General features: G+C 69.6%; 14 protein-coding genes. 6 read left to right on the forward strand and 8 right to left on the reverse strand.

Annotated elements, in window-relative coordinates; genetic code table 11:
- Positions 1-56 precede the first annotated feature (56 nt).
- Positions 57-590 (forward strand): hypothetical protein, encoded by a 534-nt coding sequence (locus tag AC5Y3Z_RS00205; protein ID WP_473139937.1) that lies wholly within the window; start codon positions 57-59, stop codon positions 588-590.
- Complete coding sequence (locus AC5Y3Z_RS00210) at positions 587-1,051, forward strand: ferritin-like domain-containing protein (RefSeq protein ID WP_463826973.1); 465 nt, start codon at positions 587-589, stop codon at positions 1,049-1,051. The genes AC5Y3Z_RS00205 and AC5Y3Z_RS00210 overlap by 4 nt, the downstream gene beginning before the upstream one ends.
- A gap of 55 nt (positions 1,052-1,106) precedes the next feature.
- Here the strand turns inward: AC5Y3Z_RS00210 and AC5Y3Z_RS00215 are convergent, their stop codons facing one another.
- From AC5Y3Z_RS00215 to mqo, 8 genes are all read right to left on the reverse strand, one after another.
- On the reverse strand, positions 1,107-2,855 hold the full coding sequence (locus AC5Y3Z_RS00215) for a proline--tRNA ligase (RefSeq protein WP_463826974.1): 1,749 nt from the start codon (positions 2,853-2,855) through the stop codon (positions 1,107-1,109).
- Between the two features lie 952 nt (positions 2,856-3,807).
- Positions 3,808-5,400 (reverse strand): MFS transporter, encoded by a 1,593-nt coding sequence (locus AC5Y3Z_RS00220; RefSeq protein ID WP_463826975.1) that lies wholly within the window; start codon positions 5,398-5,400, stop codon positions 3,808-3,810.
- Between the two features lie 22 nt (positions 5,401-5,422).
- Positions 5,423-6,631 (reverse strand): uroporphyrinogen-III C-methyltransferase, encoded by a 1,209-nt coding sequence (gene cobA, locus AC5Y3Z_RS00225; RefSeq protein ID WP_473139938.1) that lies wholly within the window; start codon positions 6,629-6,631, stop codon positions 5,423-5,425.
- Complete coding sequence (locus AC5Y3Z_RS00230) at positions 6,628-8,025, reverse strand: cobyrinic acid a,c-diamide synthase CobB (protein WP_473139939.1); 1,398 nt, start codon at positions 8,023-8,025, stop codon at positions 6,628-6,630. The genes cobA and AC5Y3Z_RS00230 overlap by 4 nt, the downstream gene beginning before the upstream one ends.
- Positions 8,019-8,633, reverse strand: coding sequence for a cob(I)yrinic acid a,c-diamide adenosyltransferase (gene cobO, locus AC5Y3Z_RS00235; RefSeq protein ID WP_473139940.1), 615 nt, complete (start codon positions 8,631-8,633; stop codon positions 8,019-8,021). Before cobO ends, AC5Y3Z_RS00230 begins: the two co-directional genes overlap by 7 nt.
- Before the next feature lies 1 nt (position 8,634).
- Positions 8,635-10,464 (reverse strand): magnesium chelatase subunit D family protein, encoded by a 1,830-nt coding sequence (locus tag AC5Y3Z_RS00240; RefSeq protein WP_473139941.1) that lies wholly within the window; start codon positions 10,462-10,464, stop codon positions 8,635-8,637.
- Positions 10,461-10,937, reverse strand: coding sequence for a GNAT family N-acetyltransferase (locus AC5Y3Z_RS00245; protein WP_463826980.1), 477 nt, complete (start codon positions 10,935-10,937; stop codon positions 10,461-10,463). Before AC5Y3Z_RS00245 ends, AC5Y3Z_RS00240 begins: the two co-directional genes overlap by 4 nt.
- 7 nt (positions 10,938-10,944) lie before the next feature.
- The gene (mqo, locus tag AC5Y3Z_RS00250; RefSeq protein ID WP_473139942.1) at positions 10,945-12,426 is read right to left on the reverse strand and encodes a malate dehydrogenase (quinone); all 1,482 of its coding nucleotides are present in this window, start codon (positions 12,424-12,426) and stop codon (positions 10,945-10,947) included.
- Between the two features lie 130 nt (positions 12,427-12,556).
- Here mqo and AC5Y3Z_RS00255 point away from each other — a divergent pair, with 130 nt between their 5' ends.
- The 4 genes from AC5Y3Z_RS00255 (at position 12,557) to AC5Y3Z_RS00270 (ending at position 17,119) form a co-directional block, all read left to right on the forward strand.
- Positions 12,557-13,543, forward strand: a complete 987-nt coding sequence (locus tag AC5Y3Z_RS00255) for an alpha/beta hydrolase (protein ID WP_463826982.1) — start codon at positions 12,557-12,559, stop codon at positions 13,541-13,543.
- A gap of 7 nt (positions 13,544-13,550) precedes the next feature.
- A complete protein-coding gene (gene mtr, locus AC5Y3Z_RS00260; RefSeq protein WP_473139943.1) occupies positions 13,551-14,930 on the forward strand; it encodes a mycothione reductase in 1,380 nt (459 codons plus the stop codon).
- A gap of 39 nt (positions 14,931-14,969) precedes the next feature.
- Complete coding sequence (locus AC5Y3Z_RS00265) at positions 14,970-16,100, forward strand: alkaline phosphatase family protein (protein WP_473139944.1); 1,131 nt, start codon at positions 14,970-14,972, stop codon at positions 16,098-16,100.
- A gap of 83 nt (positions 16,101-16,183) precedes the next feature.
- The gene (locus tag AC5Y3Z_RS00270) at positions 16,184-17,119 is read left to right on the forward strand and encodes a PPE family protein (protein ID WP_463826985.1); all 936 of its coding nucleotides are present in this window, start codon (positions 16,184-16,186) and stop codon (positions 17,117-17,119) included.

Raw genomic sequence — 17,119 nt, forward strand, 5'->3', positions numbered from 1 at the left:
ATGACGGCAACGTGCCTGGCGTCGCTGCGGTGTCCTGTGATGGCAGGATGAGGGACGTGCCCAGAGCAGTACCCGTCATCAGCAGGCGGGGCGTACTCGCCGGTGGGGCCGCTCTTGCCGCTCTAGGGGTGGTATCGACCGCCTGCAGCGAGCCGGCGCCCAAGCCCCCCGCCGTCGAGGAGTTGCTGGCTCCGTTAGACCAGGCCCGCCGCGACAGTGCGCTGGCGGCCGCGGCGGCCGGAGCCGTCGGCAGCCCCCCGCAGATCGCGGCCGCGCTGACCGTGGTCGCCACCCAGCGCGCCGCGCACGCCCGGGCGCTGTCCACCGAGATCGCCCGCGCCGCGGGCAAGCTGGTCTCGTCGACCAGTGAGACGAGCAGCAGCAGCGCAAGCGCCAGCCCGACCGAGCAGGAGCCGCCACCACCGCCGCCGGTGTCCGACGTGATCGACTCGTTGCGCAAGTCGGCCGAGGACGCCAGCCGGTTGCTGGCGACGTCCTCGGGCTACCGGTCGGGGCTGCTCGCCTCGATAGCCGCATCCTGCACCGCGTCGGCCACCGTCGCGCTGGTCCCTGGAGGACCGTCGATATGACCGGCCCGAAACGTGCCCCGGCCGGCAAAGATGCCGATATCACCGCGTTCGGCGAAGCTCTGGCCGTCGAGCACGCCACGATCTACGGGTACGGCATCGTGTCCGCGATGTCACCGCCCAGCGTCAACGACCTGGTGGTGGAGGCGCTCAATCAGCACCGGCAACGCCGCGACGACGTGATCGCGATGCTGACCGCGCGCAAGGCCACCGCACCGGTGGCCGCGGCCGGCTATCAGCTGCCGTCCCCGGTGGGCAGCCCGTCCGAAGCGGCCCGGCTGGCGGCGCGGATGGAGAACGACGGTGCGACGGCCTGGCGCGCGGTCGTCGAGCACGCCGATACCGCGGAGGACCGCGCGTTCGCCGCCACCGCCCTGACCCAGAGTGCGGTGATGGCCGCCCGCTGGAACAAGGTGCTGGGCGGCTGGCCGATCACCACGTCGTTCCCAGGCGGAAACGAGTAACTCACACTGCGGCCACGGCGCAGTCGTGCGGGTGATCGGCGCCCGCAGCGCAGAGTCAATGACGTGTGATGGCAGCTACCAGGTCGGTGGCGAGGCTGTCGCCGACGGCCAACTCCGATTTCTCTCCGGTGAACCGATCACGCAGTTCCACCCGCCCGTCGGCCCAGCCCCGGCCCACCACGACGATCCAGGGCACGCCGAGCAATTCGGCGTCCTTGAATTTCACCCCGGGCGAGGCCTGGCGATCGTCGAGCAGCACCTCGACGCCCACCTTGTCCAGATCGGCGGCCAGTTTGGTGGCTCCCAGCCGGGCCTCGGGGTCCTTGTTGGCGATCACCAGGTGCACGCCGAACGGCGCTATCGACGCCGGCCAGCGCAGCCCGAACTCGTCGTGGTGTTGTTCGGCGACGACGGCGACCAGGCGAGACACCCCGACGCCGTAGGAACCCATGGTCAGCCGCACCGGCTTGCCGTCCTCGCCGAGCACGTCGGCGGTGAACGCGTCGGTGTATTTGCGGCCCAGCTGGAAGATGTGCCCGATCTCGATGCCGCGCGCCATCACCAGCGGGCCCGCCCCGTCCGGGGAGGGATCGCCTTCGCGTACCTCCGCGGCCTCGATGGTGCCGTCGGCGGTGAAGTCGCGGCCGGCCACCAGGCCGACCACGTGGCGTCCGGGCTCGTCGGCCCCGGTGATCCAGCTGGTGCCGTCCACCACCCGCGGGTCCACCAGATATCGAACACCATTGTCCTGCAAGGCTTTCGGCCCGATATACCCCTTCACCAGGAAGGGGTGCCGGGCGAAGTCGGCGTCGCCGAGCAACGCGTACTCGGCGGGGTCCAGGACTGCGGCCAGCCGCTTGTCGTCCACTTCGCGATCCCCGGGCACGCCCACGGCCAGCAACTCCCAGTCGCCACCGGGCTGGCGAACCTTGATCAGGACGTTCTTGAGGGTGTCGGCGGCGGTGACGGGGCGGTCCAGGGCGGCGTTCGCCCAGTCGACCAGGGTGGCGATGGTCGGGGTGTCGCCGGTGTCGTAGACCTGCGCGGGAGGCAGGTCGCTGGTGGGTTTCGATTCGGGGCGCGCGGTGACGACGGCTTCCACGTTGGCCGCGTAGCCCGATTCCAGGCAACGCACGAAGGTGTCCTCACCGATCGGGCTCTCGGCCAGAAACTCTTCGGAGGCACTGCCCCCCATCGCGCCGGAAACCGCCGACACGATCACGTATCGCACCTGCAGGCGCGCGAACATGCGCTGGTAGGCCTCGCGATGGGCGTGATAGGAGGTCTTGAGCCCGGCCGCGTCGACATCGAAGGAATAGGAGTCCTTCATCACGAATTCGCGGCCACGCAGGATCCCGGCGCGGGGTCGCGCCTCGTCGCGGAACTTCGTCTGAATTTGATACAGCGTCAGCGGGAAGTCCTTATAGGAGGAGTACTCCCCTTTCACGGTGAGGGTGAACAGTTCCTCGTGCGTCGGCCCCAGCAGATAGTCGTTGTCGCGGCGGTCTTTGAGCCGGAAGACGCTGTCGCCGTACTCGGTCCAGCGGTTGGTGGTCTCGTAGGGCGCGCGCGGCAGCAGCGCGGGGAACAGGATCTCCTGTCCACCGATGGCGTTCATCTCCTCGCGCACGACGCGTTCGACGTTGCGCAGCACCCGCAGGCCCAGTGGGAGCCAGCTGTACAGCCCGGGCGCGATGGGCCGCACGTAGCCGGCGCGGATCAGCAGCTTATGGCTGGGCACTTCGGCGTCGGCGGGGTCGTCGCGCAGGGTGCGCAGGAACAGCTCGGACATCCGGGTGATCACAGGCGGCAGCCTAGCCTGCGGCCCGGTGCGTCGGGCGTCACGCTGGGCGAGCGGGGTATTGGTGCGTCGAGCGTCACGCCAGTGCGACGGCGGGTCCGCGGTGCGTCGAGCGTCACGCCAGCGTGACGGCGGGTCCTCGGTGCGTCGAGCGTCACGCCAGCGCGACGGCGGGTCCTCGCCGCGTCGAGCGTCACGCCAGCGCGACCGCGGCGCCTCGGCGCGTCGAGCGTCACGCCAGCGCGACGCTCACCTGCCATCGCCACTCTGGCGTGACGCTCGGCGAAAAGCGCGGCTGGGCGAGCGTGGGGCTTGGCGACGCGTGGGGACTTAGCGAGGCCCGCGGCTCGGCGAAGGTGGGGTCTCGGCGCGTCGAACGTCACGCCAGCGCGACGCTCACCTGCCATCGCCACTCTGGCGTGACGCCCGGCGAAAAGCGCGGCTGGGCGAGCGTGGGACTTGGCGACGCGTGGCGGCTTGGCGACGTGTGGGGACTTGGCGAATGCGGGGGGCCCGGTGCGTCGAGCGTCACGCCAGCGCGACGCTCACCTGCCATCGCCGCTCTGGCGTGACGCTCGGCGAAAAGCGCGGGCTGGGCGAGCGTGGGGCTGGGCGAGCGTGGGGTTTGGCGACGCGTAGGGACTTAGCGAGGCCCGCGGCTCGGCGAAGGCGGGTTCTCGGCGCGTCGAGCGTCACGCCAGCGCGACGCTCACCTGCCATCGCCACTCTGGCGTGACGCTCGGCGAAAAGCGCGGCTGGGCGAGCGTGGGGGCTTGGCGACGCGTGGGGACCTAGCGAGGCCCGCGGCTCGGCGAATGCGGGGGCCCCGGTGCGTCGAGCGTCACGCCAGCGCGACGCTCGCGTGCCATTGCCACGCTGGCGTGACGCTCGGCGACGCGCGGGGGTAGCGGCGAATGCGGGCTCGGCGACGCGAAGGGCGCGACGACGCGAAGGGCTACAGCTCGCCCGCGTCCAGCGCTTCCTTGACCTCCTGCGCGTGCGCGACCTGCTCCGGCGTGTAACCGATGAACAGCGCCGCACACCCCACGATGACGGCCGTGCCGGCCACCCACAGCAACCCGTAGGTGTAGCCCTTGTCGAGGGCATGCAGCTGCAGTTCGTTCATGAACTTCACCGGCCCGGTGGTGCCGCCGTTGTAGAGCGTGCGCGAGGTGATCACGGCCTGGATGACCGCCAGCACCAACGGCCCGCCCAAGCTCTGCAGCATCAGCGTCATCGCCGAGACCGGACCGATCTGGTCGAACCCGACGCCGGCGATCGCCGAGAGCGTCAGCGGAACGACGACCATCCCGATCCCGATGCCGCCGACGACGATGGGCAACACCAGGTTGGGGAAGTAGGGAGCCCCGCGGTGCATGCACAGGGAGCCGTAGATCATGGCGCCCAGCAATAGCCAGCCACCGCCGATGGTCAGCACCCGCGGCGAGAACCGGGACACCAGCTGTGAGGAGATGCCCAGGCCGATCCCCATCGCAATGACGAACGGGATGAACCCGATGCCGGCGCGTAGCGCGCTGTAGCCCAGGATGTCCTGCACGTACAGGCCGATCGACACGGTCAGGCTGAACATGACGCCGCCGGCCAGGAAGATCGCGCCGAAGGTGACCAGCCGGTTGCGGTCGCGGAACAGCTCGAACGGAATCACCGGGTTCTCCGCGGTGCGCTCCACGATGACGAAGGCGATCGCGGCGGCCAGTGCCACCACGCCCGAACCGATGGTGGTCACCGAGATCCAGCCCTTTTCCGGCCCGATCGAGAAGGCGAAGACGGCCGCGGTGCAGGCCAGGGTGGCCAGCATCGCACCTGCGGCATCCAACTTCATCCGCTCGCGGTTGGTTTCCCGCAGCGCGGTGCGGGCCAGGTAGATCATCACCAGCCCGATCGGCACGTTCACCAGGAACGCCAGCCGCCAGGAGTACTCGGTCAGGAACCCGCCGACCACCAGACCCATCACCGAACCGATCGCGGTCATCGCGGCGAACACGGCGGTCGCGGCGTTACGCGCCGGCCCCTTCGGGAAGGTCGTCGCCACCAGCGCCAAACCGGTCGGCGATGCGATCGCCGAACCAATGCCCTGCGAGAGCCGCGCAATGACCAGGGTCACTTCATCCCACGCGACCGCGCACAGCACCGAGGAGATGGTGAACAGGGCGACACCGACGATGAACGTGCGCTTGCGCCCGATGGTGTCGCCGAGGCGCCCGCCGAGCAGCATCAGTCCGCCGAAGGTCAGCACGTAGGCGGTGATCACCCAGCTGCGGCCCGCATCGGACAGGCTGAGCTCGTCCTGAATCTTAGGAAGCGCGACGATGGCAACGGTGCTGTCCATGGTGGCCAACAGCTGCATCCCACCGATCGCGATGACCGCGGCGATGAACCGGTAGGAAGGCAGCCAGGTCGGGTAATACCTGCTCAGGCGCTGCAAGGTGGTCTCCACCGAATCCGTGGGACGCTCCTGTGCCGAACTTTGCGAGCGTCCATCTGTCCAAGTATGGACAACCCGCTCTGAGTCGTTGAGAGCCGTCATAGCAGGTTACCTTACAGTAATCTTAAGAATCGTCTAAAGCCCCGAGGCCCGCGACGGGTCCGATCACGATGATTGCGGGTGGTCGGATCCCCTCCGCACGGACCTTCTCCGGGGTCTCCGCGAGGGTGGCCCGCAACGTCTGTTGCGCCGCCGTCGTGCCGTGCTGGACCACCAACACGGGAGTATCCGCAGGTCGGCCGCCTTCCAGCAGCGCGGCCGCGAAGAGTTCGATGCGTTCGACCGCCATCAGCAAAACAATCGTGCCCGTCATTGCTGCCAATGCATCCCAATTCACTAACGATTCGGGATGGTCGGGCGCCAGATGGCCGCTGACCACCACAAACTCGTGATTTGTGGCCCGATGGGTGACCGGAACGCCCGCCATGGCAGGTACAGCTATGGCACTGGTCACACCCGGCACCACAGTCACCGGAATCCCCGCTTCGGCGCACGCCAGCACTTCCTCGTAACCCCGTGCGAACACGAACGGATCACCGCCCTTGAGCCGGACCACGAACTTGCCGGCCCGAGCCCGTTCGATCAGCACGGCGTTGATCGCGTCCTGGGCCATGGCGCGCCCGTACGGGATCTTGGCCGCGTCGATCACCTCCACGTGCGGGGCCAGCTCGGCGAGCAACTCCGGCGGCGCGAGCCGATCGGTCACCACGACGTCGGCCTGGGCCAGCAGGCGGCGGCCGCGCACCGTGATCAGCTCGGGATCGCCGGGTCCGCCGCCGACCAGTGCCACACTTCCGCGCACCGCGTCCTCGCTGTCGGCGAGGATGACGCCCTGCTGCAGCGCCTCGCGGATCGCCGACCGGATTGCCGCCGAACGGCGGTGCTCGCCACCGGCCAGCACGCCGACCGACAGGCCCGCGTATTCGAACGACGCCGGGGTGACCGCGGTGCCCTCGACGGCGATGTCCGCGCGGACACAGAAGATGCGGCGACGTTCCGCTTCGGCGACGACGGCCGCGTTCACCTGCGGATCGTCGGTGGCCGCGATGGCATACCAGGCGTCGTGCAGGTCACCGTCGCGGTATTCCCGCAACGTCAGCGTGATCCCGTCCATCGCCTCGACGGACTGGGTGGCGCTGCGGGAGACGACGTGCACGTCGGCGCCGCTGGCGATGAGCAGTGGTAGCCGTCGTTGCGCCACGCTGCCCCCGCCGACCACGACGACCTTCCTGCCGGTCAGTCGCAGTCCCACCAGGTAGGGGCTCTCGGTCACCGGGCAAGCCTAGTGGCGGGTGTGGCGGCGGTGCAGGCCGTGGCGTGCGCGACGAAGCGCGCCACCGCCCGGGGCGTCGCGGCGGCGTGGGTGTGCAGATACGAGGCGTGCACACCGCCGTGCACTGCGCCTTCGCGCGCCCCGCCGGCCCCCGGGTAGGCCCAGGCGGGCTGGTAGTCGTCGTTGAAAGCGATTGTGGTCCGGTGGAATTCGTGTCCGGACACCCGCTCCCCGGTCGCGTACACCGACGAATCGGCCAGCGCGACGGCGTCGCGGTAGGCCAGGGTGAGGTGCTGGGTGAAGCGCGCCGAGCCGGCCAGTACCCCGCACATCGGGTGTCCGTCGACGTCGGAGACCAGATAGATCAGTCCCGCGCATTCGGCATGCACCGGAGCGCCGGAAGCGGCCAGTTCGCGGATCTGCCGGCGCACCTCGTCGTTCGCGGACAACTCGGCGGCGAACTGCTCGGGGAACCCGCCCGGCAACAACACGGCGGTCGTCCCCGCGGGCAGGGTTTCACTGAGCGGGTCGAACTCGGCGACCTGCGCACCGGTGCCCTGCAGCAGTTCGGCGTGTTCGGCGTAGCCGAAGCTGAACGCCTTTCCCGCAGCCACGGCGATCACCGCGTCGCGGGCGCCTGCGACCGGCCCGACGGCGACCGCCGGATCCCACGCCGCGTCGTCGACCCGTCCCCCGGCGGCCGCCACCACGGCGGCCAGATCGACATGACGGGCCACCAGATCCGTCATCGCCGCCACCGCCGACCGGGCGTGCCGACCGTATTCAACGGCAGTCACCAAACCCAGATACCTGGTCGGCAGCTCCAATTCGGCGACGCGGGGAATCACACCCAGCACCGGCACGCCGGCCTGCTCGCACGCCTGCCGCAGCACCTGTTCGTGCCGGGCCGAACCGACGCGGTTGAGGATGACGCCGCGGACCCGGGTCTGGGGGTCGAACGTGGAAAAACCGTGCAGCAGCGCGGCGATGCTGTGGCTCTGGCCTCGTGCATCGACCACCAGGATCACCGGCGCGCCCAGCAGGGCGCCGACGTGCGCGGTGGACCCCACCGCCGGGCCGGTCACGGTCGCCCCGATCCGCCCGTCGAACAGACCCATCACTCCTTCGATCACCGCGATGTCGGCGCCCGCGGTGCCGTGCCGAAACAGCGGGCCGATCAACGACTCCCCCACCAGCACCGGGTCCAGGTTGCGGCCGGGACGGCCCGCGGCCAGCGCGTGATAGCCGGGGTCGATGAAGTCCGGGCCCACCTTGAACGGCGCCACCCGGTGCCCGGCCCGAACCAGGGCACCGATCAAACCCGTTGCGACCGTTGTCTTTCCGCTGCCGGAGGCGGGCGCAGCGATGATGACGGCGGGCGCGGGGGCTACCACTCGATTCCCTTCTGGCCCTTGCGCCCGGCGTCCATCGGGTGCTTGACCTTGGTCATCTCGGTCACCAGGTCGGCGGCCTCGATCAGCCGCGGCGGGGCGTCGCGGCCGGTGATCACCACGTGCTGGTGGCCGGGTCGAGCCGTGAGCGCCTCCAGCACGTCATCGAGGTCGAGCCAACCCCATTTCAAGGGGTAGGTGAACTCGTCGAGGACGTAGAAGTCGTGCCGCTGGGTGGCCAGGCGCTGCTTGATCTCGGTCCAACCGTCCGCGGCCGCCGCCGCATGGTCGACGTCGCTGCCCGATTTGCGGGTCCAGGACCAGCCCGAGCCCATCTTGTGCCACTCGACCGCGCCGCCGACGCCGTGTTCGTCGTGCAGCTCGCCGAGTCGCCGGAACACCGACTCCTCGCCCACTTTCCATTTCGCGCTTTTGACGAACTGGAACACCCCGATGCCGAGCCCGACATTCCAGGCCCGCAACGCCATTCCGAACGCGGCCGTCGACTTACCCTTGCCGTCGCCGGTGTGCACGGCCAGTACCGGGGTGTTGCGGCGCGCCCGGGTGGTCAGGCCGTCGTCGGGAACTTCGGTCGGAATGCCCTGCGGCATATCAGGCCACGCTACGAACGGCTTGGGTGAGGTGGTCGGCGTGCAGCTGTTCGAGCCGCAGCACCGGCGCGCCCAACTGGGTGGCGAGCTGACCGGCCAGACCCAGCCGCACATAGGACGTCTCGCAGTCCACCACCACCGCGGCGACATCCTCGGCGACCAGGCGGGCTGCGGCAATTTTACTGCGGCCCAACGGGTCTGGGCCGGAGGTCGCGCGTCCGTCGGTCAGCACCACCAGCAGCGGCCGCCGGCCCCGGTCGCGCACCCGCTCGCGCAGCACCAGCTCACGCGCGGCCAGCAGACCCTCGGCCAGCGGCGTCCTGCCACCGGTGTCGAAGCGGGCCAGTCGACGGCCGGCGATGTGCGCCGACGAGGTCGGCGGCAGCAACACGGTAGCGGCCTGCTGCCGGAACGTGATGACGGCGACCTTGTCGCGACGCTGATAGGCATCGCGCAGGAGCGAGAGGGTGGCGCCACTGACCGCCGCCATCCGGTCGCGCGCGGCCATCGACCCGGACGCGTCGACGACGAAGATCACCAGGTTGCCTTCCCGGCCCTCGCGGACGGCGCGGCGGATGTCGTCGGGCCGCAACCGCAACCGCCCGCCGGCCGATGCCTGCTCGGCCGCCGACAGCAGGCTGGCGAACAGGTGCAGACCGTGGGCGTCGGGGTCGGCCGGTGGTGCGGCGGCCACCACGCTGCCGGCGGCGTTGCGCGCGCGGGACCGTCGGCCGGGGGCCCCGGCACCGACGCCGGGCACGGTCAGCGCCCGGGCGCGGAAGACCTTCGCCGGCGGGGCGCTGGGCCGTGGTGGTGCGGGGTTCGAATTCGGTTGTGGTGTATCGCTCTTGGGTGTGACGCCGCCGCCCGATGGATCGGGATCCGGGTCCGGTTCGCCGTCCTGGGATTGCGCGGCCTGGGCCAGCGCTTCGTCCAGTTGGTCTTCGTCGATGCCGTGCTCGTCGAACGGGTCACGCCGGCGCCGATGCGGCAGCGCCAGCTGCGCCGCCACCCGGATGTCCTCTTCCTCCACGGTGTGAGCCCCGCGCCAGGCCGCGTGCGCGACGGCGGTCCGGGCCACCACCAGATCCGCGCGCATGCCGTCGACGTCGAACGCCGCGCACAGCGCCGCGATGCGCCGCAACTCGTTGTCCGGCAACACCACATCGTCGACCAACGCGCGGGCCGCGGAGATGCGCGCGGCCAGCTCGGCATCGGCGGGCGCGTAACGCTGCGCGAAGCCCTCCGGGTCGGCCTCGTAGGCCATTCGTTGGCGGATCACCTCCACCCGTACGTCGACGTCGCGGGACGCCTGGACATCCACGGTGAGTCCGAACCGGTCCAGCAACTGCGGACGCAGCTCGCCCTCTTCGGGATTCATCGTCCCGATCAGCACGAAGCGGGCGTCGTGGGAGTGGGAGATGCCGTCGCGTTCGATGTGCACCCGTCCCATCGCCGCGGCGTCGAGCAGGATGTCGACAAGATGGTCGTGCAGCAGGTTCACCTCGTCGACGTAGAGCACCCCGCCATCGGCGCGGGCCAGCAGTCCCGGCGAGAACGCGTGCTCGCCGTCGCGCAACACCCGTTGCAGGTCCAGCGAGCCCACCACCCGGTCTTCGGTTGCGCCCAAAGGCATTTCGACCAGGCCGGCACCTTCGGCACCCGTCGCCGCCGACAGCAGCGCGGCCAGTCCGCGCACCGCCGTCGACTTCGCGGTGCCCTTCTCACCCCGGATCAGGGCACCGCCGATCTCCGGGCGTACCGCACACAACAGCAGCGCGAGCCGCAGCTGGTCGTGTCCGACGATGGCGCTGAACGGGTAGGCCTTCATCGCTGAGCTCCCGCGCCGGGTCCTGAACCGGGCCTGAGCATCGGCACGTGCGGAATGCCGCCGTCGATGAAATCATCGCCGTCCCGGACGAACCCGTGTTGGGCCCACATGTCGACCAGGTAGGTCTGCGCGTCGATCCGGCACGGAAAGTCACCCACCTCAGCCAGCGCGGCGCGCAGCAACCGGGTGGTGTGGCCCTGACCACGGGCGCTGCGCTTGGTGCACAACCGGCCGAGCCGGAAGGCCTTCTCTCCGCCGGGGTGTTCCTCCATCAGCCGCAACGTGCAGATCACCTCTCCCTGCGGGGATTCCAGCCAGAAGTGCCGGGTCTCGGCGAGCAGGTCGCGCCCGTCGAGTTCCGGGTAGGGCCACGCCTGCTCGACCACGAAAACCTCCACTCGCAGTTTGAGCAGCTCGTAAAGAGTCTGCGCGTCAAGATCTTTGGACCACATCCGGCGCAATGCTTCACTCATCGGCGGCTCACGCGGCGTCCAACTGCAGAGCCCGGGAGGTCCAGGACCGCAACTCCTCGTACAACACCGGTTCGTCGGACAACGTGGCCCCCAGCGACGGCACCATCTCTTTGAGCTGGGGCAACCACGACTGATACCGGCCGGCGAAACAGGTTTGCAGAACTTCCAGCATGATCGGCACCGCGGTCGAGGCACCCGGCGAGCCGCCGAGCAGGCCGATGATGCTGCCGTCGGCGTCACCGACCAGCGAGGTGCCGAACTCCAGCACCCCGCGCCCGCGACGGCCCCGCCGGATCACCTGGACCCGCTGTCCCGCCACCGTCATTTCCCAGTCGGAATCCGTTGCGGCGGGTACGAATTGGCGTAACACGCGGACCCGCTCGGGTTCGGACAGCCGCAACTGGCCGAGCAGATAGGCGAGCATGGTCGTCTGCGTGGCGCCGACACCGAGCATCGGCACCAGATTCCCCAGCCGGATCGACCGGGCCAGGTCACTGAAGTGCCCGTGTTTCAGGAACTTCGGCGACCAACCGGCGTACGGCCCGAACACCAGCCACGGCTTGCCGTGCACGAAACGCAGATCCAGGTGCAGCGCGCCGAGCGGCGGGGCGCCCGGCGACGGCACGCCGTACACCTTGGCGCGGTGCCCGGCGGTCAGCGCCGGGTTGGTACAGCGCAGGAAGCGGCCGCCGATCGGGAACCCGGCGAAGCCCCGGATCTGCCTGATGCCCGATTTCTGCAACAACGGCAGCGCGTCGCCACCGGCGCCGACGAACACGAACTTGGCGGTGAGCTGGCGCTTTTCGCCGGTGCGGCGGTTCGCGACCGTGATGGTCCAGCCGCCGTCGGACCGGGGGGACAGGTTGAGCACCTGATGACCGAACCACGCCGTGGCGCCGCCGCGCACGCAGTAACCGACGAGCTGGCGGGACAACTCGCCGAAGTCCACGTCGGTGCCGTCGGCGGACCAGTTGAGCGCCACGGGCTCGGTGAAGTCGCGTCGGGCGGACATCAACGGCAGCCGGCGCGCGAATTCGTCCGGGTCGAGAATCAATTCGGTGGCGGCGAACAGTGGGTTGGACGCCAGCGCGTCACGGCGGCGCCGCAGATACTCGACACCGTCGGCGCCGCGGACGTAACTCACGTGCGGGACGGCGTTGAGGAAGTCGCGGACGTCGGTCAGCATGCCGTTTTCCACGGCGTACGCCCAGAACTGGCGGGTGACCTGAAACTGCTCGTTGACCAGCACCGCTTTGCTGATGTCGATCGTGCCGTCGGGCCGCTGCGGGGTGTAGTTCATCTCACACAACCCGGCGTGGCCGGTGCCGGCGTTGTTCCACGGACTGCTGCTTTCGGCGCCGACGCCGTCGAGTCGCTCGATCACCGTGATCGACCAGTCCGGCTCCAGCCGGCGCAGCAGCGCCCCCAGCGTCGCGCTCATGATCCCGGCGCCCACCAGCACGACGTCGGTTCTGGTTCGCTGTGACACCGGCTGATGATCCTTCCCTGCGTATGCCGGTCCCAGGTTATCCCGATGGGTCCGGGCCCAACGACCCAAGCGCCCGACGGCCCGGCACCTTTGTGAGCACCACCGGGACACCTTCTTTAAGCTGGCCATCGTGACTGGCTGGGTGCCCGATGTGTTACCCGGCTACTGGCAGCACTCGATCCCGCTGGGGGCCGATCCCGACGGCGAGGGCGACATCGTCGCGACCCTGGTCCGACGCGGGCCGCCGGCGGCTACCGAGCACGCGGTGCTGGCCGTCCACGGCTACACCGACTACTTCTTCCAGACCGCCCTGGCCGACCATTTCGCCGAGCGCGGCTTCGGGTTCTACGCGCTGGACCTGCGCAAGTGCGGCCGGTCGCGGCAGCCCGGGCAGACCCCGCACTTCACCACCAGCCTGGCCCGCTACGACACCGAGCTTCGCCGCGCGGTGACCCTGATCCGCGCTGAGTCCGGCAATCCCACCGTGGTGATGTACGGGCATTCCGCGGGCGGGCTCATCGTGTCCCTGTGGCTGGACCGCCTGCGGCGCCGGAACGCGACCGGGTCCGCCGGCATCGGGGGCCTGGTGCTCAACAGCCCCTTCCTCGATCTGCACGGGCCGGCCTACCTCCGACTCGGCGTCACGTCGGCGACCATTGCGGCGCTGTCGCGGGTGCGGGGCAAGGCGATCGCGCGGGCCGGCGGTGCCGGCGGCTACGGCTCCAGCCTGCACCGCGACTACCACGGCGAGTTCGACTACGACCTGCGGTGGAAGCCCTTGGGCGGCTTCCCCATCACCTTCGGCTGGCTGCATGCCGTGCGCAGCGGCCAGGCCCGCCTGCACCGGGGACTCGACGTCGGGGTGCCCAACCTGATCCTGCGCTCGGATCACACCGTGCCCGAAGACGCCGGCCCGCAGGCGCTGCAATGCGGTGACGCGGTGCTCGACGTCCGCCAGATCGCCCGCTGGGCCGGCTGTATCGGCAACCGCAGCAGCATCGTTCCGGTTCCCGACGCCAAACACGACGTCTTCTTGTCGCTGGAGCAACCACGCCGGTTGGCCTACCGCCATCTCGACCGGTGGCTGGACGATTATCTCTGCACACGGAAAGGCTGACCGCTGAATGGAAACCTACGATCTCGCAATCATCGGAACCGGTTCGGGCAACTCCATTCTCGACGAGCGTTACGCCGACAAGCGGGTGGCGATCTGTGAGCAGGGCACCTTCGGCGGCACCTGTCTGAACGTGGGTTGCATTCCGACCAAGATGTTCGTCTACGCCGCCGAGGTCGCCGAGGCGGTACGCGGGGCGGCGAAGTTCGGCATCGACGCGCACCTGGACGGGGTGCGCTGGGATGACATCGTCTCCCGTGTGTTCGGCCGCATCGATCCGATCGCGAACAGCGGCGAAGACTATCGGCGTTCGCTGCCCAACGTCGAGGTGTACGGCCACCACACCCGTTTCGGGCCAGCCCAGGACGACGGCCGCTACCTGCTGCGCACCGAGGCCGGCGACGAGTTCACCGCCGAGCAGGTGGTGATCGCGGCGGGTTCGCGACCAGTGGTCCCGCCCGCGATCCAGAACAGCGGTGTGACCTACCACACCAGTGACACCGTGATGCGCATCCCCACCCTGCCACAGCACCTGGTGATCGTCGGAAGTGGTTACGTGGCAGCGGAATTCGCGCACATTTTCGCCAGCCTGGGTAGCCGGGTCACCATCGTGATGCGCGGCGGCACCATGCTCAAGCACTGTGACGACGCGATCTGCGAACAGTTCACCCGGATCGCGTCCGCCAAATGGGAGCTGCGGGCGCGGCGCAACGTCGTCGACGCCGAGAACCGGGACTCGGGCATCACCGTCAAACTCGACGACGGGTCCAGCATCGAGGCCGACACACTGCTGGTCGCCACCGGCCGGATCTCCAACGCCGATCTACTGGACGCCGAACAGGTGGGTGTCGATGTCGAACTGGGCAGAATCGTGGTGGACTGTTACCAAAGAACCTCTGCGCGTGGGGTTTACGCCCTCGGTGACGTCTCATCGCCCCATCAGCTCAAACACGTCGCCAACCACGAGGCCCGGGTGGTGGCGCACAATCTGCTCACCGACTGGGACGACACCGAGTCGATGGCCGTCACCGACCACCGATTCGTTCCGTCCGCCGTCTTCACCGACCCGCAGTTGGCCAGCGTCGGACTGACCGAAAACCAGGCACTGGCAGAGGGATACGACATTTCCGTCAAGATTCAGGAGTACGGCGACGTCGCCTACGGCTGGGCGATGGAAGACACCACCAGCATCGTCAAGCTGATCGCCGAACGCGGCACCGGCAAGTTGCTGGGCGCGCACTTCATGGGCTACCAGGCCTCGGCACTGATCCAGCCGTTGATCCAGGGCATGAGCTTCGGTCTCACCGCTGCTCAGATGGCCCGCGGTCAGTACTGGATCCACCCGGCGTTGCCCGAAGTGGTCGAGAACGCGCTGCTGGGCCTGGCGTGAATCAGCCTGGCCCGCTCGCAGCCGTGCCACACTGACCGCGTGCCCGGCTCGATCTGCGATGTGCTGCCCAGCGTGGCGGCACTGTTCGGGGTGCCGGACGGAGTCGACGTACTCGGGCTGGCGGATTCGGTCGGCGGCACCGACCGCGTCTGCATCGTGCTGGTCGACGGGATGGGCTGGGAGTTGCTGGCCGACCTGGCCGCGGACGCGCCGCTGCTGGCCTCGGTGCTCGCCGGCGGCACCGGACGGCTGCGCCGCCTGGACTGCACCTTTCCGTCCACCACCCCGGCCAGCCTGGTGTCACTGGGCACCGGAGCCCCGCCCGGCCAGCACGGGGTACTGGGCTTCACGGTCAACGTGCCCGGCACCAAGCAGGTGCTCAATCACATCCGCTGGCGCGACGACCCACCGCACGCCCAGTGGCAGCCGTTGCCGACGTGGTTCCAGCGGCTGTCCCGCGCCGGGGTCGGCACGCGCGCGGTGCTGCCGGAGTGGTTCCGCGGCAGCGGACTGACCGAGGCGGCGTATCGCGGTGCCACGTTCGTCCCGGCGCGTTCCGGTGCGGACTACGCAGCCACGCTGGCAGCGGAGGTACGCGCGGCGCCCGGCCTGATCTACGGCTACACCGCCGACCTGGACACCGCCGCCCACGTGTTCGGCATCGGCTCACCAGCCTGGCACGAAGCGGCGAGCGGGGTCGACGCCCTGCTGCGCAGCGTGACCGAGGCGCTGCCGGAGAACGCCGTGCTGCTGGTCACCGCCGACCACGGCGGTCTCAACGTGCCCACGGACGCCCGCATCGACATGGACGCCGACCCGCGGCTCACGGCGGGTGTGCGGGTGGTGGCGGGCGAACCGCGGGTGCGCTACCTGCACACCGAACCCGGCGCCACCGACGACGTGGTGGCCACCTGGACCGAGCTGCTCGCCGGCCGCGCGCAGGTCCGCACCCGGGCCCAGGCCGTCGCATCGGGCGTCTTCGGGCCGGTCCGCCCCGACCACCTGCCCCGGATCGGCGATGTCGTGGTCACCTGCACCGGCGAGGCGGCAATCCTGGCGACCGGCCACGAACCGCCGGAGTCGGCCCGTCTCGTCGGCTTTCACGGCGCGGCGACCGCCGCGGAACGGGCAATTCCGCTGATCGAAATTCGGAGCGAACTCAAATGTTGAGTCAGGTGGCTGACACCACGGGCTCGGGATAGGTTGAGAACGTGGATCTGCTGGTCGCGGGCCACGGCTGAGGAGATGTAGCGATGGATTACGGCTGCCTGGCACCGGAGATCAACTCGGCGCGAATGTATGCCGGTCCCGGCGCGGGATCGTTGCTGGCGGCCGCGACAGCCTGGAACCAGTTGGCCGACGGGCTGGACGAAGCGGCAGCCGACTTCCGGAGCGTGACCACCCGGCTCAACGGCGGGTGGCAGGGTCACGCCGCCATCGCGATGACCCAGGCCGCCGCGCCCTACCTGGGCTGGCTGGGCGCCGCCGCCGCCAAAGGCCGGCAGACGGCCGCACATGCCGCGGCAGCCGCGAGTGCTTACGAAGAAGCGCATGCGGCGGTGGTGCCTCCTGCCGTCGTCGCCGCCAACCGGTCCCGGCGCACCTCGATGGCCAGCACCAATTCGCTGGGCCAGGACAGCGAGTCGATCGCCACCGTCGACGCCGACTACGAACAGATGTGGGCCCGGGACGTCGAAGCCATGTACAGCTATGCCGACGCGGCTGCCGCGGCCTCCCGGGTGACGCCGTTCACCTCGGCGCCGCTGGCCGTCGACCTGCCGGTGCTCGCCAGGTCGGGCGAGGTCAGCGACCCCGACGTGATCGCGGCCGGATCGCAACTGATCTCCAGCCTTCCGCAGGCACTGCAGGCGCTCGCGTCGTCGCCGTCGGCCGCCTTCGATGCCGCGCTGATGTCGATGTCCTCCTCGCTGGTGCGGCTGGGTTCGTTGGCCGCGCCGGTAAAATTCCCGATGCAGCTGCTGAATTTCCTGGGCCGCGGACCCCGGCGGGCGGCGGCTTCGGTGACGGCACGCTGGGGCGGTGGGGCGCGGATAGGTCGATTGTCGGTGCCGCCGGCCTGGAGCGACATCGAACCGCCCAGCCCGGTCAGCGTGGACTTCCGCGCCTCTGCCCGCCGGATGCGGATGATCGGCGGGCGGGCCGTCTGCGCGCGGCTGATCTGCTCCTGA

The organism is Mycobacterium sp. NGS61 (assembly GCF_059812325.1).

Coding starts and splice junctions, on each gene's coding strand:
- AC5Y3Z_RS00210 (WP_463826973.1), top strand. CDS start 587: ATGACCGGCCCGAAACGTGCCCCGGCCGGCAAAGATGCCGATATCACC.
- AC5Y3Z_RS00220 (WP_463826975.1), bottom strand. CDS start 5,400: ATGACGGCTCTCAACGACTCAGAGCGGGTTGTCCATACTTGGACAGAT.
- cobO (WP_473139940.1), bottom strand. CDS start 8,633: ATGCCGCAGGGCATTCCGACCGAAGTTCCCGACGACGGCCTGACCACC.
- AC5Y3Z_RS00240 (WP_473139941.1), bottom strand. CDS start 10,464: ATGAAGGCCTACCCGTTCAGCGCCATCGTCGGACACGACCAGCTGCGG.
- AC5Y3Z_RS00245 (WP_463826980.1), bottom strand. CDS start 10,937: ATGAGTGAAGCATTGCGCCGGATGTGGTCCAAAGATCTTGACGCGCAG.
- mtr (WP_473139943.1), top strand. CDS start 13,551: ATGGAAACCTACGATCTCGCAATCATCGGAACCGGTTCGGGCAACTCC.
- AC5Y3Z_RS00270 (WP_463826985.1), top strand. CDS start 16,184: ATGGATTACGGCTGCCTGGCACCGGAGATCAACTCGGCGCGAATGTAT.